Genomic DNA, 21796 nt, shown 5'->3' with positions numbered 1-21796 from the left:
GGGTTATAAAGTTATTCCTACATTTGACATATACAGTCTGACTGTATAAAATCAAACTATACAGTTTAACTATATAGTTTGGCTATATATTTATCGTGACATTGGAGGTCTTTATGAATAGAGATAAAAATTTACCATTAACGGAAACAACGTATTACGTTCTTTTAGCTTTATTAGAGCCAGCTCATGGATATTTAATTATGCAAAAGGTGGAGGAACTGAGTAATCATCAAGTAAAAATCGCAGCGGGTACATTGTATGGTGCGGTTGAAAATTTATTAAAACAAGGGTTAATAGAATCAGTAAAAAGTGAAGATAAACGAAGAAAAGTGTATGTCATTACGGAACGCGGGAAAGAAGTATTGCACTTAGACTTTATGAGAATGCAGCACATTATTGAGGTTACAAAGAGTTTATTACACGTATAGTTAGGGGGAAACGATGATGTGGAGATTGAAATTCTTTTTAGACTTTGAGAAAGAGGAAAAATGGTTAGAAGAGATGGCTTGGAAAGGCTATCAACTGGAAAGCACTACATTTGGTTATACATTTAGATATACAGAACCAGAAGATGCGACGATTAAAATAGACCATAGAGTATTTAGTAGAAAAAGTGACTTTATTAATTACTGTACATTATTTGAAGATAGTGGCTGGGAGCATATAGCTGGTAATCGTTGGTCAGGTACGTACTATTTTAAAAAGGTAAATGAGGAAAGTGAAGATGACATTTTTTCAGATCCAATGTCACGAGCAGGGAAGTATAAGCGTCTATCTAAAACATTTCTAGAATTAGCGATCTGTTATTTGCCAATATTATTTTTATTTATGTATAGTAATACAATGAATTTAGGAGCCTTTGTAAATCCGAAAGAACTATACTTGACGCCAGGATTATGGGATAAGCAAGGTGTATCATTTCTATGGTCATTCTTATTTGAAACGCCATTTGCATTAATGAGAGGACTTTTTTTGACATTTATCCCCGTTGCGACATGTATGTTTTTCGTTTGCTCGTATAAAGCAAATCGATTGTATGAAGAGAGAAGATGATAGGATGGATCCCCTGAAAGCTTAAACTCTTGGGATAGATGGGCATCTATAATGACACTTTTCAAAAGAATCAGCTTTATAGAGCATACCCATAGTTTATAGTCTACTATATACCTTTTCATGAATATGTATAATTACATGAAATTTCAGTGAAAAAGAGAGTATACTTTCGTATTGTGTAATAAAGATAAAGCCCGCCTACGGAAATAGGCGGGCTTTTTTTACTTATAAAGAAAAGACAACCTTTAAGGTGTCTTCCTTCGATTTGAAACATTTTACTAGGTTAAGTTTTTGTGATAATAAACTCTTTTAATTGGAATGAACCTACGCAGTACATCACTTTATTCTTAAGCATCATTCTCAACAAAAGTGAAGATTTTCATTATCTTTTTAACTACAAAGGGTAATAATTTAGAAGCTAAAAATGCAAGTATGAAAGCAATTCCCCATGTTTTCATCCATGATTTGAGAAATAAAGCTGTATATCCAACATTCATTGAAACCATGACGAAAGAGATAATGCTAGATATGCCTAAAATCATAAAGATATTAAAAATTAATGGTTCAAATTTTTTATTGATTTTCAACATTAACACCTATTTTCTATATATGCTTTGCTGCCCGATTTCACCAACATCTAATCTTACAGTTTGAAATCTAGGTTGTCCAGCTTGTTGTACTTTTCTGCAATAGGAACAATAGGTATATAACTAAAGCGTAAATAAACGTCTTCATAATATATCATTAATATTTCTGCTTTGGATGATAAGGAGCAGAACTCGATAGGCTGTATGAAGAGAGAAAGAATCCCCTTAAAGGAGATCTTTTTTACATTTTAAAGAAATCCTTCATCATTTTAGCATCTTTAATATTTACTATCACACCTTCTACCTTATCTTTCTTCTCATCTTTAGCAATTGTAATTTGTTCCTTATTATCAACCCAAACAAGAAATTCTTCTTTTGCGTCATCTTTATATGTAACGGTAATAGTAGAATGTGCAGATTCTCTCTTTTTTTGATCTAAAGTGATAGTTTTAGGTGTTCCATTTTGAACGGCTGAAACGATAGATTTTATCATTTCTTTATTATCTGTTTGAGATTTGGAAGTAGTATGATTTGTTGTTTTTAGTATTTCAATGTCTGAAATATTTGCGGAGTTTAATTGAAAGGTATATTGTGTATGTTCTTGCTTAACTTGTGAAGCTTTATCTGTAGCTGAGGTGCTTGTACAACCTATTAAAGTGAAAGATAGAGCGGTTAGTGCGCATATAGATATGATTTTTTTCATAGTATCCCTCCTTAAGTTTAATTATAATAATTTTCTGTTATTTTAGGTAGTTATTGTAAGGGGAAGATGTTTTAAAGTGGTAAATGATGTTGTTCATTTTCTATTAAAATCAAAATTCACATAACTTTTTTCATATTTTATGTTTAACATTTCGAAAATAGGTGTACTACATATAATATAACAAATAATTCATTTTAAAGGAGGAAGTTAAAGATGGAAACGAAGTATAGTAAACCTTTTGTATATGAATTTATTACGGAGAAAGAGGTCATGAATGCGGCAAATGATCTAGTGAAGAAAGGAATAGAACAAAAAGATATTTACGTGTTAACACATGAGAAAGAGAGGACAGATAGAATCGCAGATAATGCAGACGTGAATACAATTGGAATAAAAGAGGAGGGACTTGGGACAAGCATTATTAATGTCTTTCAAAAAACGGGAGATCAGTTAAGAAATAAGATGCAAGAGTTAGGACTTAATGAGGAAGAAGCAAACTTCTACGAAGAAAAGCTAGATGAAGGGAAGATCTTGTTATTCGTTAAAGATTTAGAAAGAGTCGGTGAATGGTTACACGAAAGAAGATGCATGTATTCTATTTAAATTTGTATCCTGTAAATCTATAAATCTATTACGAAAAGGAGATGGGAAATATGAGTGAGAGCGGACTAAAAGAACAAATTACTGGTAAAGTGGAAAAGACAAAGGGACAAGTAAAAGAAGGAATTGGTGAAGTTACAGAAGATAGAAAGTTGAAAAATGAAGGGAAGTGGGACAAGACGAAGGGAACGATAAAAGAAAAAGTCGGAAAAGTGAAACAAAAGATAAGTGATGGGTTGGATAATAAAGAATAATACATGTTTATCAAGCTTTGGTTACATACCAAAGCTTGATAAATCCAATATAAAAACAATATAGGAGGTTTAATTGTGGGACTTATTATTACGTGTATTGTAGGTGGACTTATTGGTGCGTTAGCTGGAATGATTACGGGAAAAGACTTTCCTTTAGGTATAGTTGGTAATGTGATTGCTGGTTTAATTGGATCTTGGGTAGGTAGTGCGTTATTTGGTCATTGGGGTCCTGAATGGGGAGGCATTTTCGTTCTTCCAGCGTTATTAGGTGCAATCGTCTTTATTTTAATCGTTACATTCTTCTCTAGAATGTTGCGGAAAGCGTAAGTATGATAATGAATAGTAATCTTAAGTTTATTATATATAACTATAAAGTGAATGAACTGATAAATATACATAAAAAAGCATCCAATTAAACTAATTTGGATGCTTTTTTAATGTAATCTACATAGGAATGAGTGGAGGATGAAGAACCCCCCACTCATTAACATTACACTTTCTATTACGTATTAAGCCATCGTTACCTTTTTACAATTATTTATTCTTACGACTTGCCTTGGTTCTATATGAGATAAGTCCTCGCTATTACTTATATCAACTACAATTGTATTCGTTAGTATGTTAATAATGGAACCAACTAATTTTGTAGCATGATCGTGTCGATAAGAAAATTGAACGAAATCTCCCTTTTTAAAGTTGTGCTCTTCCATAGATAGATCCCCCTAAAAATAATGTTTATACATTATACATACACAAAATTATAAGTTTTAAACATTTATTAGTACGATTTAAGTGTTAAGCCGAGAAAGGTGTAGAAAATTTATTTATAATGAAAATAAAAAAATATGTTTAAAACTAATTTTTATGGGTAATTAAATAGTAAAAGTTCGAGATAAGGGGGCGGAAATGATGAATTTGGCAATAAATATTTTGCAAAATGATGTAGGTTATACGGTACAACTTAATGGTGAAATTGATGCATATACAGCATCAGATTTGAAAAATAAGGTAATGCCTATTACAAGCGAAAAAGAGGTTCATATTGTAGTAGATTTTCATAACGTAGATTATATGGATAGTACTGGTTTAGGTGTTTTTATAGCGCTATTAAAAGCAGTTAAGAAAAATGATGGAAAACTAGAGTTTATTCGTGTATCTAAAAGACTAAAAAGATTATTTGATATTACAGGGTTAACAGAAATATTAAATTTGAATTCCGATTTTGAAAAAGTAGAAAGAAGGTGACTAGGGATGATGGAGAGATTTGAAAAGATAGAAATGAAAATTCCTGCAAAGGCAGAATATGTGGCTATTATTCGTTTAACAATGGCTGGTGTTGCGAATCGAATGGGCTTTGCTTATGACGATATAGAAGATATGAAAATTGCTATTAGTGAAGCATGTACAAATATTGTACAACATGCATATAAAGAAGACGTTGGAGAAATTGCAATTGTCTTTGGGCTATATGAAAATCGATTAGAAATTATGGTTGCGGATAATGGGGTTAGCTTTGATTTTAATAACTTAAAAAGGAAAGTTGGTCCGTATGATATTAGTAAACCAGTAGAACATTTGCCGGAAAATGGTTTAGGTTTATATTTAATTAATACGTTAATGGATGATATACAAATCATGCATGATGAGGGCATGACAGTTTTAATGACAAAATATATACAAAGAGAGCAGGTGGAGAATGATGGAAATCCAATCTCAACCTACGAATCTTACTAAAGAAGACGTTATTAAACTAATTGCAGACTTCCAACAAAACCAATGTGATGAAGCGCAGGAAAGGTTAGTTGAGCATTATAAAAATCTTGTCTATTCCATTGCATATCGCTATTCAAAAGGCGGACCGATGCATGAGGATATTATACAAGTAGGCATGTTAGGGCTCTTAGGCGCAATAAGAAGGTATGATTATTCGATAGGGAATGCCTTTGAGCCTTTTGCAATACCTACAATAGTAGGCGAAATAAAGAAGTATTTACGTGATAAAACTTGGGGCATTCACGTTCCAAGGCGAATTAAAGATTTAGGCGGAAAAATTAAACTTGCGATAGAGGAGTTAACAGATCATCTGCAACGTTCGCCGAAGATTATAGAAATCGCGGATCATTTAGGACTATCGGAAGAGGAAGTTCTAGAGATTATGGATGCGAAAAATAATTATCGAGTATCTTCCTTAGATGATGTAGTTGAAAATTCATCTGATGGAAGTTCGGTAGCGAGAATTGAATCTGTAGGTGAAGTAGAACAAGGATATGAAGAGACAGAAAGGCGTCTCGTTTTAAAGGATATTTTTAACGTATTAAATGATACGGAAAAGAGTGTTATTCATTATATATTTGGAGAAAATTTAAATCAAAAAGATACAGGGGAACGGTTAGGTATTTCACAAATGCACGTTTCTCGTATTAAAAGACAAGCGATAAGTAAATTGAAGCAAGCCGCATTTTTAGATACATAAAAAATTTAAAATAATGATGTTTAAAACATGAGAAAAGGGGTACTTATTAAGTATAGGAGGAGATATGAAAATGTCACACGATGTGAAAGAACTAATCGAAGGATTGAATGAAGATTTAGCAGGAGAATACTCAGCAATTATTATGTATAACCATAATGCAGCTACAGTTTCTGGTATATATAGACAAGTGTTAAAACCTTTCTTTGAATCTGAAATTAGTGATGAACAAGGACATGCCCTATATTTAGCGGAGAAAATTAAGACGTTAGGTGGTACACCTACTACAATCCCTTTACCAGTGAAACAAGTAGAAGATGTTAGAGAAATGTTAGAGTCGGCTAGACAATCAGAATATGAGACAATTAAGCGTTATGAAACGAGAAAAGAACAGGCAGCGAAATTAAATATGACAGAGTTAGTTGTAAAGTTAGAAGATATGATTGCAGATGAAACAAATCATATGGAAGAATTAGATCGTCTTTTAAATGACAAAGCAATGGTGTTAAATTAAAAGTAGAAATTTATAGAGTGAAAGAACAAATTCCTATTTCTAGGGGTTTGTTCTTTTGTTGTATAAATATGTTTGAGTAAGAAATTTTCATTTTGTAACTGAGTATGTAATACTAGAAAAATAGAAAATGATAATAGATTTACATTTTAAATAAGAAAAGGGGAAATAACTTGTGTCCATTTTAATTGTTGATGATAATCCGGTTAACATATTTGTAATTGAGAAGATTTTAAAACAAGCCGGATATCATGATCTTGTATCACTCAATTCTGCACAAGAGCTCTTCGAATACATACAGTTTGGAAAAGATTCTTCTAGGCATAATGAAATTGATTTAATATTATTAGATATTATGATGCCTGAAATTGATGGACTTGAAGTTTGTAGGCGATTACAAAAAGAGGAGAAGTTTAAAGATATCCCTATTATTTTTGTTACAGCTTTAGAGGATGCAAATAAATTGGCCGAAGCTCTTGATATGGGGGCAATGGATTATATTACGAAACCTATAAATAAAGTTGAACTATTAGCACGTATGCGTGTAGCGTTACGCTTGAAATCAGAATTAAATTGGCATAAAGAACAAGAAGAAAATCTTCGGAATGAACTAGATTTAGCTACGCAAGTACAAAGAAACTTATTAAGTAGCCCATTACGAGAAGATCATATAAAAATTGAAGCAAGTTACTTACCTTCATTTAAACTAGCTGGAGATATGTATTATTGGTATAAAATCGATGAAAACCGCTACGGTATTATATTATTAGATGTGATGGGACATGGCGTATCTGCTTCATTAGTTTGTATGTTTATTTCGTCTGTATTACGTGAAACAATTAAATGTTTAATTGATCCAGAACTCGTTATTAAAGAATTAAATAAATATATGACCCTTTTACATAATGAAAATGATAATATTCCCTATTATTTTACGGCCATATACTTAGTTGTTAATACAGAAGATAGAACGATTGAATATGTAAATGCAGGACATCCTTCTGGATATGTTTTAGTTGATGAAACAAATGTAGTTGAACTAGATCGCGGGAGTTGTGCGGTAGGATTTTTTGATGAAATAAAAGTTGAAAAGACAGTTATACCTTTTGAGAAAAATGCTCAAATCGTATTATTTACAGATGGTGTTCTTGAAGCAATTACAAATGATGAATTTGAGGCTGAAGAGAAATTACGTACTTTTACAGAAAGAAAATGGGGAGATTTAGAAGGCGAGATAGAAGGGTTTTACAAGGAAGAACAAAAGAAAGCGCAATCAGATGATATGTGTCTCATTATGATACAAACGAATGCGAAATAAAAAGCGTATGAAATCCAAACAGAGGATTTCATACGCTTTTTATTGTATTTTTTGATAAATTTGTTCGCTAGGATTAAATTGCGTATAATGCGGCATTATATTTGAAAAACGAAGAGTTTCTTTATTTCCTAAACATAGAAATCCATTGTGACTTAAACTTTCATAAAATAGTTGCTGCACTTGATTTTGAAGTTTACTTGTAAAGTAAATTAAGACGTTACGACAAAGTATAATATGAAACTCGTTAAAAGATTGATCGGTTACTAAATTATGCTGTGCAAAAATAATGTTTTGTAAAAGTGATGGATTAAAATAAGCAAAACGATTATCTGTTGAATAATAGTTAGAAAACGCTTGTGTACCGCCAGCTTGTAAATAGTTTTTCGTATAAGTTTGCATTTTATTTAACGGGAGGATACCTTGTTTTGCTTTTTCTAACACATTTGTATTCATATCTGTTGCGTAAATAACCGACTTTTCACTTAATCCTTCTTCGTGAAGTAAGATGGACATTGATAATACTTCTTCACCAGTTGCGCATCCAGCATGCCAAATTCTAATTTCGGGATGCTTTTTTAATTCAGGAATAACATGCTCTCTAAGCGCTTTAAAAAAGGCAGGGTTACGGAACATCTCAGTTACATTAATCGAGAAATCATTTAATAACTGTTCTAAAACCCCTTCCTCGTGAATTACTTTTTCAATTAATTTTGAAATGGTTGGGATATTAGAGAGCTGCATTCGATTACAAATCCTTCTATAAATAGATGTGCGAGCATATTGGCGAAAATCAAATCCTGATAGTTTAAATACCGCTTCCAATAGTAATTCAATTTCTAAGTTCGTGCGCTCATCTGTATCTACTGATGGATCAAAATTATAATACTTATTTTCCACTCCAACTAAACCTCACTTATTTTATTAACCATACACTCATTACCGAATAGAGTTGATGTAGATTTAATGGTTTACTTATATAATCTGAAGCGCCAGCAGATAAACATTTTTCCTTATCATTTGGCATTGCTTTAGCAGTTAATGCGATAATAGGTATTTCATGTAACCCTAAGTTCATTCGGATATTTTCCATCGTTTCATAACCGTCCATATTCGGCATCATAATATCCATTAAAATAAGGTCGATATTTGTATTGCTTTTTAGTATTTCTAAACACTCTATGCCGTTTTGGGCAGTAATAATGTTGGCATTTTGTTTTTTTAATGCATTTTGTAACGCAAATATATTTCGATGATCATCATCGACAATTAAAATGGTTTTCTCTTGGAAGACGTTATTTGTTTCGGTAGTAACGATAGTTTCTTCAACAACTTTAGCAGGAATAACATCTTCTATCGTTGCTGCGACTTCTAAATTGGATAACTGTATATCATGTAATCCATTTGGAAGGTTAGGAATATATACGGTGAAAGTACTACCTTCTCCTACATTACTCTCTAACGTAATCCAACCACCTAATAATCTCGCAAACTCTTTACAAATAGATAAACCTAATCCTGTACCACCATACTTTCGAATCGTTGCTCCATCTGCCTGTTGAAAGGCTTCGAAAATAAGTTGATGCTGTTCTTTAGCGATACCAATACCAGTATCTTTTACTGAAATTGTAATCCAATCTTTACTGATAGACTGCATATCATGACTTAAATTGGTTGTTTCTATCGAATCAAAATGTAAAGAAACGGATCCTTTTTCTGTGAATTTAAATGCATTGGATAATAAGTTTTTAATAATTTGCTCAATCCGTTTTGCATCTGTATAAAACAGATCAGGAATCGTATCACTGTCCTCAATAGTAAATTCGACATTTTTTTGTGCAGCTATATGTAAAAAGTTTTGATGCATATTGGCTGCCATGTCACTTATGTTCGTTGCCTCAAAAATGATGTCTAGTTTGCCTGCTTCTACTTTAGATAAATCTAGTATGTCATTAATTAAAGTAAGTAAGTCTTTCCCTGATGAATGAATGACAGTTGCTAATTCAATCTCATCGTCGGATAAATTGTTATCATGATTTTCTCTTAACATTTCAGATAATAGTAAAATACTATTTAATGGTGTGCGTAATTCATGTGACATATTTGCTAGGAATTCTGATTTGTATTTTGAGCTACGTAACAACTCGCTTGCTTTTTCTTCTAATTCTAATTTAGTAATTTGTAAGTCAGCTGTCTTCTGCTCAGCCTCTTCAGTTCTAGACTCTAATTGTTCATTCGTTGTTCGTAATTCTTCGGCTTGCATTTGTAGTTCTTCCGCTTGTGTTTGCAATTCTTCTGATTGAACTTGCAACTCTTCTGTCATTGCTTGTGATTCATGTAAAAGAGTTTGAATTCGCATACGTCCCATAATACTATGGATTGTTAAACCTAAATTATCAACAGTTTGGTGAATTAAATCTTGATGTAAATCTGAAATCTCAGTTACACTTACTAACTCCATTACTGCAATCACTTCATCTTCAAATAAGACAGGGATGACTAGTATATTTTTAGGACGTATTTCTAATAATCCAGTAGTAACGTAACGAAACTCTTCAGGTATGTCCCTCAGAATAAAACTTTTCTTTTCTAAAGCAGACTGTCCAATGAAACCTTCACCCATTTTAATGGATTGTTTTCCAACATCAGCACCTTGATCGGCGAAAGAAGCTTTTTTCACATAGTAGACAGTTTCTTCATATTCTTCACGTACATAAAATGCACCACAAGAAGTTTGCGTTTTTTGTATAATTCCACTAAGAAGTTTTTTACCTAACATCTCAATAGAAGATACACCTTGATACAGTAAAATTAATTCTGCAAGCTCAGTTTGTAACCACTCTCTTTTCGATATTTCGTCTAGTAGGTGATTTGTTGTATGAGCAAGATCTTTTATTTCATCACGTGTGTTTACATGAATTCTTTCCGTGATTTTTTCTTTAGAAGAAATGGATTTAATAGCTTGAATTACATTTTTAATCGTTTTTGTAATGGAATTCGAAATATAGAGTGAAATGATAATAGAAATACAAGAAAGTAAGAACAATAAACTGTATAACCAAATCTCTAATTTATTATTTTCAGTATCTAATTGTGCTGCTCTTTTTTTTGTTAATTGCTCCTCAGTGCTCCGGAAGTTAGTTACCTGTGACTGTAATGACTGAATTTGAGTCGTGTCGATTGTTTGTACATTATTACTATTATGATTTGCAATTAACGGGTGAATCTCTTTATTTATCCAACTAATAATATTTTCGTTAATCTGTTTTAATTTTTCTTGCTGAGATGGGTTATCCTCTAATAATGAGAAAAGATCTTGATAATGCTTTTCGTAATCCTTTTCCGCAGAATTAAGAGATTGTACGTAATTTGGATTATTAGAAATGATAAACCCTTTCGCTTTATTTTCAATTGTTAGTAAATCTTTCTCCACTTGATTTGTTAAATTGAGAACTTTAAAATCGTGATCAATAATAAAATTACGAGATTTTTGTAAATTAGAAATCTCATTGTTCAACATAATGAAAGAAACAAGTAAGAACAAAATGATAACTAAATAACCAGCCATAATTTTGTAGCGAATACTAAATTTTGCTTTCGAGTTCATTAAAAATTCCTACTTTCAAGGTTATTAAAACTTTTCTATTTTAAAGAATGAAAAACGTAATATATATTATATCAGTTTTCATAAGGCTAAACTAGAAATCCCCCTATTGTATTAGGGGGGTCTTTTTTTATAGAGGAAATCATTTTGAAATATAAAAACATATATGAAAGGTAGTAAACGAGGGAATAGAGGATAACAAATATTCTAAGAAGGGAAGAGTGTTCTTAAAGCTTTTTTTGCATCTATTCCTTCAAAAATAAATAATACAAGATCTCTCTTTTTTACAGTAAGGAAAAAGGATACTAGAGTGCTTAAGTTTTTAATAGAAGTAAGTGTTCCGTGTTTACTTATAAATACATTCGTTTGAAATGTTGTCATTAAAGCATAAAAATGATGAATCTGCGTTATTGTAGGTGTTTCATTATAAGAAATAGTAGTAGAGTGAATGGCGTTCATCGTAATATTCCTTTCCATATAGTAAGCATAACAATATAAACATACCCGTTTAAAAAAATGTTAAACATATAAATAAGAAAAAATATAATTATAGTTTTTTACGTTTAGAAAAGGTTAGGAAGGGTATACATATACTACAAAGAGATTAACTGAAGATGAATTGTAAGATGTCTATGTTTAGTAGATTAGTCTATCAAAATATACTTTTACTTTAAATAAAAAGGAGCCTGGTATACATGAATGAAATGATGATTAATATTACATTTGATTTAATTTACTTGTTAAGTAGTTCACTTGTAGTGCTTTTACTATTCGCTTTTTTCGTAAATGGTTATGTTAATAAGAAGATTAGTGTATACAGAAATGAAGAAAAATAAAGATACATTATATAAAACTTTAGGAGGTTAATAGTTATGAATGTAGATAGAAAAATAGTAGGTGTTTTTAGAACAATTGATGATGCGGCACTCGTTATTAATGAATTAAATGAAAAAGGATACTCAGCAGATAACATTTCAGCTATTGCGAAAGATCAAAAGGAAATTGAACATCTGGAAGAAAAATCGGGTGAAAAAGTAAATCATGAAACTGCACATAAAGCAGATATCTTTTCAGCAACAGGGCTTGTGGCAGGAGGAGTAGCAGGCGGACTCGGTGGTTTATTAACAGGTCTTGGTATACTTGCCGTTTCTGGAATGGGTCCAATCGTAGCAGCAGGACCGATCGCAGCAGCTATTGGAGGAGCCGGTATTGGCGGGGGAGCTGGAAGTTTAATAGGAGCATTTATAGGGTTAGGAATTCCAGAAGAACATGCTAAAAAGTATGAAGAATATATTTACGATGGCAATATATTAATTTTAGTAGATGCAAAATTAGATGATAAGTTAGAAATCTATAAAATATTTGATAAGCATAATGCCTATAACTCTGATTTCTTTAAATAAAATGTAAACAAAGTGAATATCATTTTTTGATCTTACAAATTTGGCGCGGCCGAGGAGTCGTATGACTATAAGAGAGGAAGGGCTTATAGTAAAAGATCAAGTTCTATTCTGTTATTTAAAAGGGAAGAGGTGTCTATTCGTGATTGTAAAAATATTAAAGGATAGTAGTAATAGTTTCCTTTGCACAGTTCAAAATAAAAATGGAGACCAGTATGTGAAGAAATGGTTTCGTAAACATGAGAACAATGAAAAATTAGGACGACCAACTTTCAAAGAAGTAGAAAAGGACTGGAAAGAAAATAAAGAGTCGTTTATGTATCCTAATTTTAAAGCGCTTTATTAAAATGAAACATAATGCGCGTTTCATTCTTACAAAACTGTCACATTCCTGTAAGGTAATTCAATAGATTAGTTGTTTGTTCCGTGTCATAATAAAGACATAAGAAAGCTAATTAAAACTACAACTTATTAGGAGAGTGTCAGTCATGATTGTAACAACAACGTCTGGAATTCAAGGTAAAGAAATTATTGAGTATATCGATATTGTAAATGGTGAAGCTATTATGGGTGCAAATATTGTCCGCGATTTATTCGCTTCTGTTCGTGATGTTGTCGGTGGTCGTGCTGGTTCTTATGAAAGTAAGCTAAAAGAAGCTCGTGATATCGCAATGGACGAAATGAAAGAACTTGCAAAACAAAAAGGTGCGAACGCTATCGTTGGTGTTGACGTAGATTACGAAGTAGTTCGTGATGGAATGTTAATGGTTGCTGTAAGTGGTACAGCTGTACGTATATAAGTAAATAAAAAACAGGCTCACCCCTTGAAGTTTATGCTTTGAGGGGGTTTTTTATTTTTCTTTTGTTCATGACTAAAGTTAAAATAGAGAAGGGCCGATGTACTCGCTCGCTTATTTCAAATGTAGTATATTATTTCTTAAGAAAAAGCAAATAAATAGGATTTTTTGTATTTAAAGAAGGTGTTAACTTTATGACAAATAATAAAATTGCTATTTGAGGTACGAAGAGAATGAGTGGTATGAATAATTTTAGAAAGTGTATAGTTAATAGAAATAAACGATGGAGCATGTAAAGAGTTATATTACATAAAATTTATTATGAACGGAGGCGGTTACACTATGTTTTGGTTAGGATGTTTTTTAGGATACATTGTAGGTTCTATTATTACATGTGCGCTACTTTACTTTGGATATAGATCCCATGAAAACAAAAAAGCGAATATACAAAAGAGGGAGGAGAGGAAAATCAATCAAAAAGGTGTATAGTAGGCGAAAGGTAAGGTGATAACGTTGATGCAAAAATAAAGGGCAGTACATATTTTGATGACTACTATGTACTGTCCCGTTTATTCTTTTTGGATTATGAGAAGTTGTTTCCTGGCTTGCTATAAATTTCATAGGCGAGAAACCCCAATAAATAGCCGATTCCGGATCCTAAACTCATTGTAAGAAGTGAATAATCCGGGAAAAATATGCCGAAAATCAAACCGATTATACAGCCAATGAGCATTCCTACAGGTATGAAACTATCCAATAAAACTTGAGCTTTTTTTGATTTTTTCTTACCTAATGTGCCGTTGTCATATTTATGTTTAAGCCTTCCAATTACATAGACTACAATTCCCCCGACTATTAAAACAGGCGCAATTGCCGTGAGTAACCACATGTTAGAATCTCCTTTCGCTTTTTTAATTAAATTACATAAGCTACTTAAAATTCTATGCTACTAAATGGATTGATAGTTGAATGTACTCAATTTAATAATTCGTTAAAAAAACTTTCCCTTTCGTTTTTTCAGCAGACTGCACAATATCAACCGCAGCTCTTACATCCACTAAGTCATATGTAGAATGTACTTTCATAAAACGTAATTGCTCATTTTCTACTAAGCGAATTAAATGACGAAACGTTTCTTGCCATTTATAAGGTGACACTTCTTTATTCCAATGTCGTAAATGAAATATGTTCGCGTGCACTTTTGCTTTCGTGACAATCTCTGCCCAGTTTACTTGTATTCCCGACAGAAGTCCTATAGTTAAAAAGTGCCCATTGGGACGTAAGGAGAAAGCTAATTCATTTCCATCCGGTCCCCCAATAGAATCAATCGCAGCGTCTGCACCTCTGCCGTTTGTTAATGTCATAACTGTTTCATAAAGCGGGGCAGTCGAAGTATCAATTATATGATGAGCGCCAAGCTGAAGTAATTCGTCTGTATGTTTACTATTTCTTGTCACGGCAATGAGTTGGAAATTTAAAATTTGCGATAACTGCGCAAAAAGATGCCCGATAGCGGATCCACAAGCATTCACTAACAAAACATCATTACGTTGTAAGTTTAGCGTTTCCGTACATGTAACCCAAGCCGTAAGGGGATTAATATACATTTGTGCCGCGGTAAAATCATCAATAGAATCGGGAATAGGGACTACAAAATCAGCCGATGTTTTCACATATTCTTGCCAAGTACCTTCCCCGCGTAACGGTAACACACGTTTACCGATGAGGTCTCTAGAAACAAAAGCTCCTACATCTTCTACAATACCAACACCTTCATAACCAGGTATGTTAGGTAAAGGGATTCTATGTGCGTACGCTCCGGTTATTGGAATTAAGTCAGATGGATTAATCGGTCTAACTAGCATACGGACGAAAACTTCATTATCTTTCAGTGGTTCTATATTTTTATATTGAACTTGTAATACGTCTTTTGGATTGCCAAACTTATGAAATTGAATGCATCTTCCAAGCAAAGTAATTTGCCCCCTTAGTTTCATTGGGTTTATTATAGCATTTTTAGTTTGGGTGGTTATTTTGTTAATGATAAATAGGGTTTTTAATTTACGTATTTATCAGAATTTTATAAAATGTGTATATAACTATGAAATGGGGGGGATTTCTTCATGTGTACTAGTTTGACGTTACAAACAAAAAATTTCCAGCATCTTTTTGGGAGAACAATGGATTTCACATTAGATATGAATCAAGAAGTAATAATTATTCCTCGGCGTTATCAGTGGAACAATATAACTGGTGAAACAATCCGAACGAAAAAGGCTGTTGTCGGAATGGGAATTAATTTTGGAGGAAGGGTCATGATGGCAGACGGAGTAAATGAAGCTGGTATGACATGTGCAACTCTCTATTTCCCAGGATTCGCTACTTATAGTAGTCATGTAGATAGCAATAAAACGAATGTAGCACCATTTGATTTTGTGACTTGGAGCCTCACGCAGTTCAATTCTGTTGAAGAATTAAGAAAATCTATTGATAGCATTGCCTTTATAGATGTGCCATTACCAATTTTAGGGGTTACTCCACCGCTACATTGGATTTTAGCAGATAAATCGGGAGAATGTATTGTACTTGAGCCGACAGCTGATGGAATAAAAGTGTATGACAATCCAATAGGAGTGATGACTAATAGTCCGGAGTTTAGTTGGCATTTACAAAATTTAAGACAATATATTGGTCTTAAATCGCAGCCATTTGCGCCAACGGAGTGGGGCGATGTACCATTAAGTGCTTTTGGCCAAGGTTCAGGATCGATGGGACTTCCTGGAGATTTCACACCGCCATCAAGATTTGTACGGGCAGCGTATGGCAAACAAAACATTCAAGGTATAGAGAACGAAGAAGAGGGGATATCGGCTATTTTTCATATTTTATCGAATTGTGAGGTTCCTAAGGGGGCAGTAATAACAGAAGACGGTATATTAGATAATACGATCTATACAAGTGCAATGTGTATGGAGTCTGGAACATATTATTACCATACTTACGATTGTAGACAAATTATAGCCATTCATTTATTCAATGAAGATTTAGATACAGCTGAGATTAAAACGTATCCGTTTCAGCGGAAACAAAAAATATTTTATGAAAACTGAAGCGCCCCTGAAAAAGTGAGACTAATAAAAACACCTCCATTTAATTTGCATACTTAGTATGCGAATTTAGGAGGTGTTTTTTATCATTTACCAATATTCAGGTTTACTTCTTGCTATTCTATTAAGCCGAAGCTCTCTTCATTCTCTCAAGTAAACTAGACAACACATGCGTACGATAAGATTCTAGTTTTTTACCTTCATAAGTACGGATACCTAATTTTTTAAGTTCTTTTACATACCAACCTTTGCTTCCGAAATACATGTGATCGCTCCCCTTCAACTTTGTTTTTATTTATCCTGATTGCATATGGAGGTACAGGAATTATAATGAAGGAAATGAATTTCGCGCGAAAATGGTTAACTTTGTTGCAAAAGACATATATACTAAAGATAGTATACAACGAGGTGGACAAGACGTGATTATAGAGAAGCACGAAATTCAAATTGACCAAATTACTAGCGGTAAAGTGAATATCTTTACTTTCTATAGAAATAGAAAGCAAATTGATGATCATTTTTTACGATTGCAAGAACCATCGCTTACAGCAAACTACTTCTTCCATTTTCATTTTGATGCAGAGAGCTTGCATCTACTGCAGAAAGAGTTTCCGAGCGTATATCCGTACGACGGTAGTGAAACGATTCACGACTGGACGGAAAAGATGAAAGCTGAATTGCAACATCAGATCCAAACAGGAAAATGGAATAAACGCGTACGTATCGGTAATCGCATTCTAGATGTGGTGTTTACGTGGTGTGACGAAGATATAGTAGAGTGAAAAAGAAGCGGATGACGCTTCTTTTTTTTAGCGCTGGAATAAAACGAGCTTACCTGCAGTAGATGTACAGCGATGTGTTTTTTCATACAATCCTTTTTCTTGTAAGATAGATTCACCTTTTGCTTTTGCTTCTTTTTCAGTTGCCGCCTCGAATGATTCGTCTAATGCTTTTGAACCATCTTTTTCAAAGACTGTTAGAACGTATACTCCCATGAAAATTCCCTCCAATAATTAAAATCAGAATCTTATAATTATTTTGACATAAAACGCTACAATATGCAAAGAAATATATGACATTGCGTGGTAAAATAGAATGAAACTTTACTCATCGAGAATATTTTTATTCTCGATGAGTATTAGTTTTCAGCAATTTTAATTTTAATAAAATGAAACTTTTGAAAGATAGAAAGGATCGTTATTTGTGAAACAAGTAAAGTTTATACATGCGGCTGATTTGCATTTGGATAGTCCGTTTAAAGGGATGGAGATGAATGTTGCGCAGTCTGTTTGGGAGAGAATGAAGCAAAGTACGTTTGAATCATTTGAGCGTATTGTTGATAAAGCAATTCAAGAGCGCGTTGATTTCGTATTACTAGCTGGGGATTTGTATGATGCGGAGACGAGAAGTTTGAGGGCGCAAGTGTTTGTGCGTGAGCAAATGAAGAGACTTTCGCAGTACGATATCCCTGTTTTTATTATTCACGGTAACCATGATCATTTAGGAGGAAGCTGGGCAGCAATTGAGTTTCCGGAAAATGTTCATGTATTTACTGAGCCTTATGTAGAAGAGAAATCATTTTATAAAAATGGTGAGCTATTAGCTTCTATTTATGGGTTTAGTTATTTGCAGCAAGCGGTAACGGATAATATGACAGCGCAGTATACGAAAATGAGTGATGCGCCTTTTCATATTGGCATGCTTCACGGAAGTGTGGAAGGAGATGCAGAGCATAATCGCTATGCACCGTTTCAAATTCGTGAGTTGAAAGAAAAACAGTTTGACTATTGGGCTCTTGGCCATATACATAAACGTGAAATTTTATCAGAAGAGCCATACATTATTTATCCAGGGAACATACAAGGTCGTCATCGTAAGGAAACAGGCGAGAAGGGTGCGTACCTTATTGAACTTACGAAACAAGGAACGCAGTGTTCATTTTTCCATACGGCAGATGTTGTATGGGATGAGATTGAAGTTTGTATTGATGGACTTGAAACTGTTGATGAACTTATGACGAGCCTATCTGCTGCGATGAATGAATGCAGAAGAGAAGAGGAAGGGACGCTTTTAACTGTCGTATTCACAGGGCAGGGCCCACTTTCTCCTTATTTGCGTGACGAAAAGCGTGTGGAAGAGATTTTTCACATTTTAGCATCTAGCGAAGAGCGAAAAGATTTTGTATATGCGATGAAGTGGAAAAATGAGACAGTTTCTTTTGCGGAAATCGAACGTTTGAAAGCGGAAAATCATTTCGTAGGTAGTGTGCTAAAGGAGTTAGAAGCTTTCAGCAATATGGACGGCGTATTGCGCACTATTTGGACATCTCCTGTAGCGCGTAATAGTATTGAATCTTTTACAGAAGAAGAGAAGAAAGAGATTCAAAAGGAAGCAGAAAATATTATTTTAGAGCAATTATTCCAGCAAGAGAGGGATAAAAAATGAGAATTGAAAAACTCCATATTTATGGGTACGGAAAATTAGAAAATGTGGAAATGGATCTTTCATTGCTGACGGTGTTATACGGTGAAAATGAAGCGGGGAAATCGACAATTCGCTCATTTATGAAAAGTATTTTGTTCGGTTTTCCGACGAGAGGACAGCGCCGTTATGAGCCGAAAGAAGGCGGGAAGTATGGCGGCGCGATGACTGTGCAAACAGAGCAGTACGGTCGTTTGAAAATTGAGCGATTGCCAAAGACGGCAGCTGGCGAGGTGACCGTTTATTTTGAAGACGGGAAAACGGGCGGAGAAGAAATTTTAAACGATATATTAAGCGGGATGAATGAAAGTTTATTTGAATCTGTCTTTTCATTTGATATGCATGGTCTTCAAAATATTCATCAGCTAGGCGAAGCGGATATTGGCAATTATTTATTTTCGGCAAGTGCAGTCGGAAGTGATGCGCTATTGCAGTTAGATAAAAAGCTAGAAAAAGAAATGGATCAGCGCTTTAAGCCGAGCGGGCGTAAACCAGAAATTAACGTGTCACTGCAAGAGATGAAGAAACTTGAAGAGAAGATGAAAGAGTGGCAAGGAAAAATTGGCACGTATGAAAAACAAGTAGAGCAGTTAAAAGAAAGTGAAGAGAAGCTTGCTTCTGTTCGCGTGGAGAAAGAGAGTGCAGAAAAAAGAAAGCAAGATTATGAAATATTAGCAGCGCTTGAGCCACTCGTTATTGAAAAACGTGCGCATGAGAAAGTGTTAGAGAACGAGAGCGGGCAGTTTCCTGTAAACGGAATGGCGCGTTATGAAGCAATGAAGGCGAAGATGGAGCCGCTTCAATTACAAGTTGATTCGCTCCACAAGAAAATTGAGACAGTGCAGTCGGAAATTGCCTCGATTCAAATAGATGAAGAGTTTTTACAAAAAGAAAGTTATGTAGAAGAACTTCGTATGCAGCATATGTCTTACGAAAATGCACGCCAAGAAATGCGTGATATGAGCGGGAATATTACGAATATAAAAGAAGAAATCGCAGAACTAGAACAGCAAATTGGTACTACTTTTGAAAAGGAAACAGTTCTTTCATTTGATATGAGTTTGGCAACGAAAGAGTTAATTACGCAAACGGTGCAAAAGGCGCGCGAATTAGAAACGCAAAAAGCACAGCTCGATGATCGTTTTAAAGTAGCGCAAGAGCAATTAGAAGAACAAGAAGAAAATATAAGACAGATTAAGAAACAAATGTTAGTGGATGAAGAGAGAAATGTGTTAGTTGAGAAAGAGAAATCGTTCCAAGATGCGGCGTTTATCGGTATGGGCGCAGAGAGAATGAAGCGCAAGTATGAGGAAAAAGCAGGAGTAGCTAAGCAAAAGAAAAAGCAGTGGCAAAGGGTTTGTCTTCTGTTACTTCTTATTAACACAGGCGTTTTATTCACAAGCTTATTTATAGATAACCGAGCGCTCTTATTTATTAGTGTCATTGTTTTTGTAGGGATTGTTCTCGCCCTTGTTTTATATAAAGATCCATCAAATGGATTACAAGAAGAGCTCCTTACACTTCAGCAAAGTGCCGGCGGGAGACAAAGTGAAGAAGCGATGTCTGTTCGCTATCAGTTAGAAAAAGATGAAGAGATACGTAAATTATTTGAGCGCGAGTCTTATAAGTTACAGCAGTTGGAACGAGCGTATGATAAAGTCGTTTCATCGTATGAGGAATGGGAGAGAGAAACGTTCCAGGCGGGAGAACAAGTCGATGCATATAAAACGCGCTATATGTTTCCTGAATTTTATACGTATGCACACATATTGCCGGCGTTTGAGCGTATTGAAAAAATGCAGCAATTATATCGTGAATTAGAGAAACAAGGCACGCGAAAATCTTCATTATATGAAATGATTTCGCAATTTGAACATAAACTAGAAACTGTTATCGGTAGTGCGGAGTATAGTAAGCTACACGAGGCACAAAGCCGTATGCAAAATGAGAAAGAGAAGCGCCAAACTTGTAAGCAGTTAAAAGAAAAACTGGCGGAATGGCAAGAAGAATATGAGTTTATGCAAGAACAATTAAAGCAATTACTAATAGAACGAGATGGTTTATGGCATATTGCAGCGTCTACAGATGAAGAGATGTTTTTAGAAGCGGGTAAACTAGCGGAAAAACGTGAAGATGCAGAGAAACAAGTGGGGCGTTTATTACCGCAAATTGATCTGTTAGAACAGCGTTTAATGAGTTTATCATTAGCTGAACATTACGAAGCTGACGGTTATGACGGAAAATTAAAGCAAGAACTGACAGTCGTGCAAAACTGTCTGGCGCAAGAGAAAGAACTGACAGAGCGTATTGCGAAACATCGTATGGAAATTGCGAATTTAGAAGAAGGTAGTACGTACGGCGATTTAATGCATGAATGGGAAATGAAAAAAGCGCAAGTGCGTGAACAAGTGAAGAAGTGGGCTGCTTATGCGGCCGCAAAAACGGTGTTAACGAAAACGAAGCAATATTATCATGAAGTACATCTTCCTCGTATTTTACAAAAGTCAGAAGAGTATTTCGTCTATTTAACAGGCGGACGATATAGTAAAATTTTTTCACCGTCAGAGTCAGAGCCGTTTATTGTAGAGCGTAACGATGGTATGCGTTTTTACAGTCATGAACTAAGCCAAGCGACAGCGGAGCAGTTATATTTATCGCTGAGATTTGCACTAGCAAAAACATTTGAGCATGATTATCCATTTATTATTGATGATAGTTTCGTGCACTTTGACGCGGTAAGGACGAATCGAACGATTGAACTTATAAAGGAAATTGCAAAGGATAGACAAGTCATATTCTTTACATGTCATGCGCATTTACTCGCCTATTTTACAGAAAAACAGATTATAAAATTAACACATATGCGTAAAGAAAATGAGTTGTAGTGTGCTATACTAAAAGTAACTGATTTGGT

General features: G+C 34.1%; 28 protein-coding genes. 18 read left to right on the top strand and 10 right to left on the bottom strand.

Going from position 1 to position 21796, the window contains the following annotated elements; translation table 11 throughout:
• Positions 1-113 precede the first annotated feature (113 nt).
• Together ACTFO4_RS16550 and ACTFO4_RS16545 are read left to right on the top strand one after the other, a co-directional pair.
• Positions 114-428 (top strand): PadR family transcriptional regulator, encoded by a 315-nt coding sequence (locus ACTFO4_RS16550; protein WP_001078066.1) that lies wholly within the window; start codon positions 114-116, stop codon positions 426-428.
• Positions 429-441: 13 nt separating this feature from the next.
• Positions 442-1053 (top strand): DUF2812 domain-containing protein, encoded by a 612-nt coding sequence (locus ACTFO4_RS16545; RefSeq protein WP_002195227.1) that lies wholly within the window; start codon positions 442-444, stop codon positions 1051-1053.
• A 347-nt stretch (positions 1054-1400) separates the two neighbouring features.
• Here ACTFO4_RS16545 and ACTFO4_RS16540 read toward each other — a convergent pair whose 3' ends face one another.
• Both ACTFO4_RS16540 and ACTFO4_RS16535 read right to left on the bottom strand, forming a co-directional pair.
• Positions 1401-1640 (bottom strand): DUF2798 domain-containing protein, encoded by a 240-nt coding sequence (locus ACTFO4_RS16540; protein WP_142408379.1) that lies wholly within the window; start codon positions 1638-1640, stop codon positions 1401-1403.
• A 241-nt stretch (positions 1641-1881) separates the two neighbouring features.
• Positions 1882-2343 carry a hypothetical protein gene (locus ACTFO4_RS16535; RefSeq protein WP_326234751.1) on the bottom strand — a complete coding sequence of 154 codons (462 nt, stop codon included), beginning with the start codon at positions 2341-2343 and terminating at the stop codon, positions 1882-1884.
• Positions 2344-2556: 213 nt separating this feature from the next.
• On the opposite strand from ACTFO4_RS16535, the gene ACTFO4_RS16530 reads away from it, so the two are divergent.
• The 3 genes from ACTFO4_RS16530 to ACTFO4_RS16520 all read left to right on the top strand — a co-directional run bounded on the left by ACTFO4_RS16530 (position 2557) and on the right by ACTFO4_RS16520 (position 3524).
• Positions 2557-2946, top strand: coding sequence for a general stress protein (locus ACTFO4_RS16530; RefSeq protein WP_016125605.1), 390 nt, complete (start codon positions 2557-2559; stop codon positions 2944-2946).
• Between the two features lie 50 nt (positions 2947-2996).
• Positions 2997-3197: a CsbD family protein gene (locus ACTFO4_RS16525; protein WP_000004269.1), complete on the top strand. Its 201-nt coding sequence runs from the start codon at positions 2997-2999 to the stop codon at positions 3195-3197.
• Between the two features lie 75 nt (positions 3198-3272).
• On the top strand, positions 3273-3524 hold the full coding sequence (locus tag ACTFO4_RS16520; RefSeq protein ID WP_000522903.1) for a GlsB/YeaQ/YmgE family stress response membrane protein: 252 nt from the start codon (positions 3273-3275) through the stop codon (positions 3522-3524).
• A gap of 182 nt (positions 3525-3706) precedes the next feature.
• Here the strand turns inward: ACTFO4_RS16520 and ACTFO4_RS16515 are convergent, their stop codons facing one another.
• Entirely contained in the window at positions 3707-3907 is a 201-nt protein-coding gene (locus tag ACTFO4_RS16515; protein ID WP_000391011.1) for a hypothetical protein, read from the bottom strand.
• Positions 3908-4103: 196 nt separating this feature from the next.
• Here ACTFO4_RS16515 and ACTFO4_RS16510 point away from each other — a divergent pair, with 196 nt between their 5' ends.
• From ACTFO4_RS16510 to ACTFO4_RS16490, 5 genes are all read left to right on the top strand, one after another.
• Positions 4104-4442, top strand: a complete 339-nt coding sequence (locus ACTFO4_RS16510) for an STAS domain-containing protein (RefSeq protein WP_326234752.1) — start codon at positions 4104-4106, stop codon at positions 4440-4442.
• A 6-nt stretch (positions 4443-4448) separates the two neighbouring features.
• On the top strand, positions 4449-4931 hold the full coding sequence (gene rsbW / locus ACTFO4_RS16505; protein ID WP_000970576.1) for an anti-sigma B factor RsbW: 483 nt from the start codon (positions 4449-4451) through the stop codon (positions 4929-4931).
• On the top strand, positions 4894-5670 hold the full coding sequence (gene sigB / locus ACTFO4_RS16500; protein WP_063535804.1) for an RNA polymerase sigma factor SigB: 777 nt from the start codon (positions 4894-4896) through the stop codon (positions 5668-5670). Before rsbW ends, sigB begins: the two co-directional genes overlap by 38 nt.
• 70 nt (positions 5671-5740) lie before the next feature.
• Positions 5741-6181, top strand: coding sequence for a ferritin-like domain-containing protein (locus tag ACTFO4_RS16495; protein ID WP_000017755.1), 441 nt, complete (start codon positions 5741-5743; stop codon positions 6179-6181).
• 172 nt (positions 6182-6353) lie between these two features.
• Positions 6354-7496, top strand: coding sequence for a fused response regulator/phosphatase (locus ACTFO4_RS16490; RefSeq protein WP_326234753.1), 1143 nt, complete (start codon positions 6354-6356; stop codon positions 7494-7496).
• A gap of 39 nt (positions 7497-7535) precedes the next feature.
• Here the strand turns inward: ACTFO4_RS16490 and ACTFO4_RS16485 are convergent, their stop codons facing one another.
• The 3 genes from ACTFO4_RS16485 to ACTFO4_RS16475 form a co-directional block, all read right to left on the bottom strand.
• Positions 7536-8393, bottom strand: coding sequence for a CheR family methyltransferase (locus ACTFO4_RS16485; protein ID WP_046392424.1), 858 nt, complete (start codon positions 8391-8393; stop codon positions 7536-7538).
• 16 nt (positions 8394-8409) lie between these two features.
• Positions 8410-11100, bottom strand: a complete 2691-nt coding sequence (locus ACTFO4_RS16480) for an ATP-binding protein (RefSeq protein ID WP_326234754.1) — start codon at positions 11098-11100, stop codon at positions 8410-8412.
• 204 nt (positions 11101-11304) lie between these two features.
• The gene (locus ACTFO4_RS16475) at positions 11305-11556 is read right to left on the bottom strand and encodes a hypothetical protein (RefSeq protein WP_139365850.1); all 252 of its coding nucleotides are present in this window, start codon (positions 11554-11556) and stop codon (positions 11305-11307) included.
• A 236-nt stretch (positions 11557-11792) separates the two neighbouring features.
• On the opposite strand from ACTFO4_RS16475, the gene ACTFO4_RS16470 reads away from it, so the two are divergent.
• The 4 genes from ACTFO4_RS16470 to ACTFO4_RS16455 all read left to right on the top strand — a co-directional run bounded on the left by ACTFO4_RS16470 (position 11793) and on the right by ACTFO4_RS16455 (position 13297).
• Complete coding sequence (locus ACTFO4_RS16470; protein ID WP_001004571.1) at positions 11793-11933, top strand: hypothetical protein; 141 nt, start codon at positions 11793-11795, stop codon at positions 11931-11933.
• Positions 11934-11969: 36 nt separating this feature from the next.
• The gene (locus ACTFO4_RS16465; RefSeq protein ID WP_017673394.1) at positions 11970-12500 is read left to right on the top strand and encodes a general stress protein; all 531 of its coding nucleotides are present in this window, start codon (positions 11970-11972) and stop codon (positions 12498-12500) included.
• A 139-nt stretch (positions 12501-12639) separates the two neighbouring features.
• The gene (locus ACTFO4_RS16460) at positions 12640-12843 is read left to right on the top strand and encodes a DUF4028 family protein (protein WP_004403363.1); all 204 of its coding nucleotides are present in this window, start codon (positions 12640-12642) and stop codon (positions 12841-12843) included.
• A gap of 142 nt (positions 12844-12985) precedes the next feature.
• The gene (locus ACTFO4_RS16455) at positions 12986-13297 is read left to right on the top strand and encodes a YbjQ family protein (protein ID WP_000637511.1); all 312 of its coding nucleotides are present in this window, start codon (positions 12986-12988) and stop codon (positions 13295-13297) included.
• 580 nt (positions 13298-13877) lie between these two features.
• Here ACTFO4_RS16455 and ACTFO4_RS16450 read toward each other — a convergent pair.
• Together ACTFO4_RS16450 and ACTFO4_RS16445 are read right to left on the bottom strand one after the other, a co-directional pair.
• On the bottom strand, positions 13878-14183 hold the full coding sequence (locus tag ACTFO4_RS16450; RefSeq protein WP_098771771.1) for a hypothetical protein: 306 nt from the start codon (positions 14181-14183) through the stop codon (positions 13878-13880).
• 91 nt (positions 14184-14274) lie between these two features.
• A complete protein-coding gene (locus ACTFO4_RS16445) occupies positions 14275-15267 on the bottom strand; it encodes a zinc-dependent alcohol dehydrogenase family protein (protein WP_326234755.1) in 993 nt (330 codons plus the stop codon).
• A gap of 150 nt (positions 15268-15417) precedes the next feature.
• Here ACTFO4_RS16445 and bsh point away from each other — a divergent pair, with 150 nt between their 5' ends.
• On the top strand, positions 15418-16404 hold the full coding sequence (gene bsh, locus ACTFO4_RS16440; RefSeq protein WP_326234756.1) for a choloylglycine hydrolase: 987 nt from the start codon (positions 15418-15420) through the stop codon (positions 16402-16404).
• 121 nt (positions 16405-16525) lie between these two features.
• Here bsh and ACTFO4_RS16435 read toward each other — a convergent pair whose 3' ends face one another.
• On the bottom strand, positions 16526-16666 hold the full coding sequence (locus tag ACTFO4_RS16435) for a YflJ family protein (RefSeq protein WP_000273537.1): 141 nt from the start codon (positions 16664-16666) through the stop codon (positions 16526-16528).
• 154 nt (positions 16667-16820) lie between these two features.
• Here ACTFO4_RS16435 and ACTFO4_RS16430 point away from each other — a divergent pair, with 154 nt between their 5' ends.
• The gene (locus ACTFO4_RS16430; RefSeq protein WP_000582785.1) at positions 16821-17183 is read left to right on the top strand and encodes a hypothetical protein; all 363 of its coding nucleotides are present in this window, start codon (positions 16821-16823) and stop codon (positions 17181-17183) included.
• A 27-nt stretch (positions 17184-17210) separates the two neighbouring features.
• On the opposite strand, the gene ACTFO4_RS16425 is transcribed toward ACTFO4_RS16430, so the two are convergent.
• Positions 17211-17396 carry a YhzD family protein gene (locus tag ACTFO4_RS16425; RefSeq protein WP_000539552.1) on the bottom strand — a complete coding sequence of 62 codons (186 nt, stop codon included), beginning with the start codon at positions 17394-17396 and terminating at the stop codon, positions 17211-17213.
• Positions 17397-17604: 208 nt separating this feature from the next.
• Here ACTFO4_RS16425 and ACTFO4_RS16420 point away from each other — a divergent pair, with 208 nt between their 5' ends.
• The gene (locus ACTFO4_RS16420) at positions 17605-18846 is read left to right on the top strand and encodes a metallophosphoesterase family protein (RefSeq protein ID WP_017673397.1); all 1242 of its coding nucleotides are present in this window, start codon (positions 17605-17607) and stop codon (positions 18844-18846) included.
• Positions 18843-21767 (top strand): ATP-binding protein, encoded by a 2925-nt coding sequence (locus tag ACTFO4_RS16415; protein WP_326234757.1) that lies wholly within the window; start codon positions 18843-18845, stop codon positions 21765-21767. Before ACTFO4_RS16420 ends, ACTFO4_RS16415 begins: the two co-directional genes overlap by 4 nt.
• The last annotated feature ends 29 nt before the right edge of the window (positions 21768-21796 follow it).

It is taken from the genome of Bacillus cereus group sp. MYBKT14-1, assembly GCF_051915185.1.
In the GTDB taxonomy this organism is placed as follows: domain Bacteria; phylum Bacillota; class Bacilli; order Bacillales; family Bacillaceae_G; genus Bacillus_A; species Bacillus_A cereus.
This window is presented reverse-complemented; position numbering and strand designations above follow the sequence as displayed.

Bases quoted from the DNA above. Each gene is read 5' to 3' on its own strand.
- ACTFO4_RS16470 (WP_001004571.1), top strand. From the start codon at position 11,793: ATGAATGAAATGATGATTAATATTACATTTGATTTAATTTACTTGTTA.
- ACTFO4_RS16450 (WP_098771771.1), bottom strand. From the start codon at position 14,183: ATGTGGTTACTCACGGCAATTGCGCCTGTTTTAATAGTCGGGGGAATT.
- ACTFO4_RS16495 (WP_000017755.1), top strand. From the start codon at position 5,741: ATGTCACACGATGTGAAAGAACTAATCGAAGGATTGAATGAAGATTTA.
- ACTFO4_RS16415 (WP_326234757.1), top strand. From the start codon at position 18,843: ATGAGAATTGAAAAACTCCATATTTATGGGTACGGAAAATTAGAAAAT.
- ACTFO4_RS16550 (WP_001078066.1), top strand. From the start codon at position 114: ATGAATAGAGATAAAAATTTACCATTAACGGAAACAACGTATTACGTT.
- ACTFO4_RS16525 (WP_000004269.1), top strand. From the start codon at position 2,997: ATGAGTGAGAGCGGACTAAAAGAACAAATTACTGGTAAAGTGGAAAAG.
- ACTFO4_RS16425 (WP_000539552.1), bottom strand. From the start codon at position 17,396: ATGGGAGTATACGTTCTAACAGTCTTTGAAAAAGATGGTTCAAAAGCA.
- bsh (WP_326234756.1), top strand. From the start codon at position 15,418: ATGTGTACTAGTTTGACGTTACAAACAAAAAATTTCCAGCATCTTTTT.
- ACTFO4_RS16480 (WP_326234754.1), bottom strand. From the start codon at position 11,100: ATGAACTCGAAAGCAAAATTTAGTATTCGCTACAAAATTATGGCTGGT.
- sigB (WP_063535804.1), top strand. From the start codon at position 4,894: ATGATGGAAATCCAATCTCAACCTACGAATCTTACTAAAGAAGACGTT.
- ACTFO4_RS16455 (WP_000637511.1), top strand. From the start codon at position 12,986: ATGATTGTAACAACAACGTCTGGAATTCAAGGTAAAGAAATTATTGAG.
- ACTFO4_RS16530 (WP_016125605.1), top strand. From the start codon at position 2,557: ATGGAAACGAAGTATAGTAAACCTTTTGTATATGAATTTATTACGGAG.
- ACTFO4_RS16465 (WP_017673394.1), top strand. From the start codon at position 11,970: ATGAATGTAGATAGAAAAATAGTAGGTGTTTTTAGAACAATTGATGAT.
- rsbW (WP_000970576.1), top strand. From the start codon at position 4,449: ATGATGGAGAGATTTGAAAAGATAGAAATGAAAATTCCTGCAAAGGCA.
- ACTFO4_RS16515 (WP_000391011.1), bottom strand. From the start codon at position 3,907: ATGGAAGAGCACAACTTTAAAAAGGGAGATTTCGTTCAATTTTCTTAT.
- ACTFO4_RS16535 (WP_326234751.1), bottom strand. From the start codon at position 2,343: ATGAAAAAAATCATATCTATATGCGCACTAACCGCTCTATCTTTCACT.
- ACTFO4_RS16510 (WP_326234752.1), top strand. From the start codon at position 4,104: ATGATGAATTTGGCAATAAATATTTTGCAAAATGATGTAGGTTATACG.
- ACTFO4_RS16435 (WP_000273537.1), bottom strand. From the start codon at position 16,666: ATGTATTTCGGAAGCAAAGGTTGGTATGTAAAAGAACTTAAAAAATTA.
- ACTFO4_RS16545 (WP_002195227.1), top strand. From the start codon at position 442: ATGATGTGGAGATTGAAATTCTTTTTAGACTTTGAGAAAGAGGAAAAA.
- ACTFO4_RS16475 (WP_139365850.1), bottom strand. From the start codon at position 11,556: ATGAACGCCATTCACTCTACTACTATTTCTTATAATGAAACACCTACA.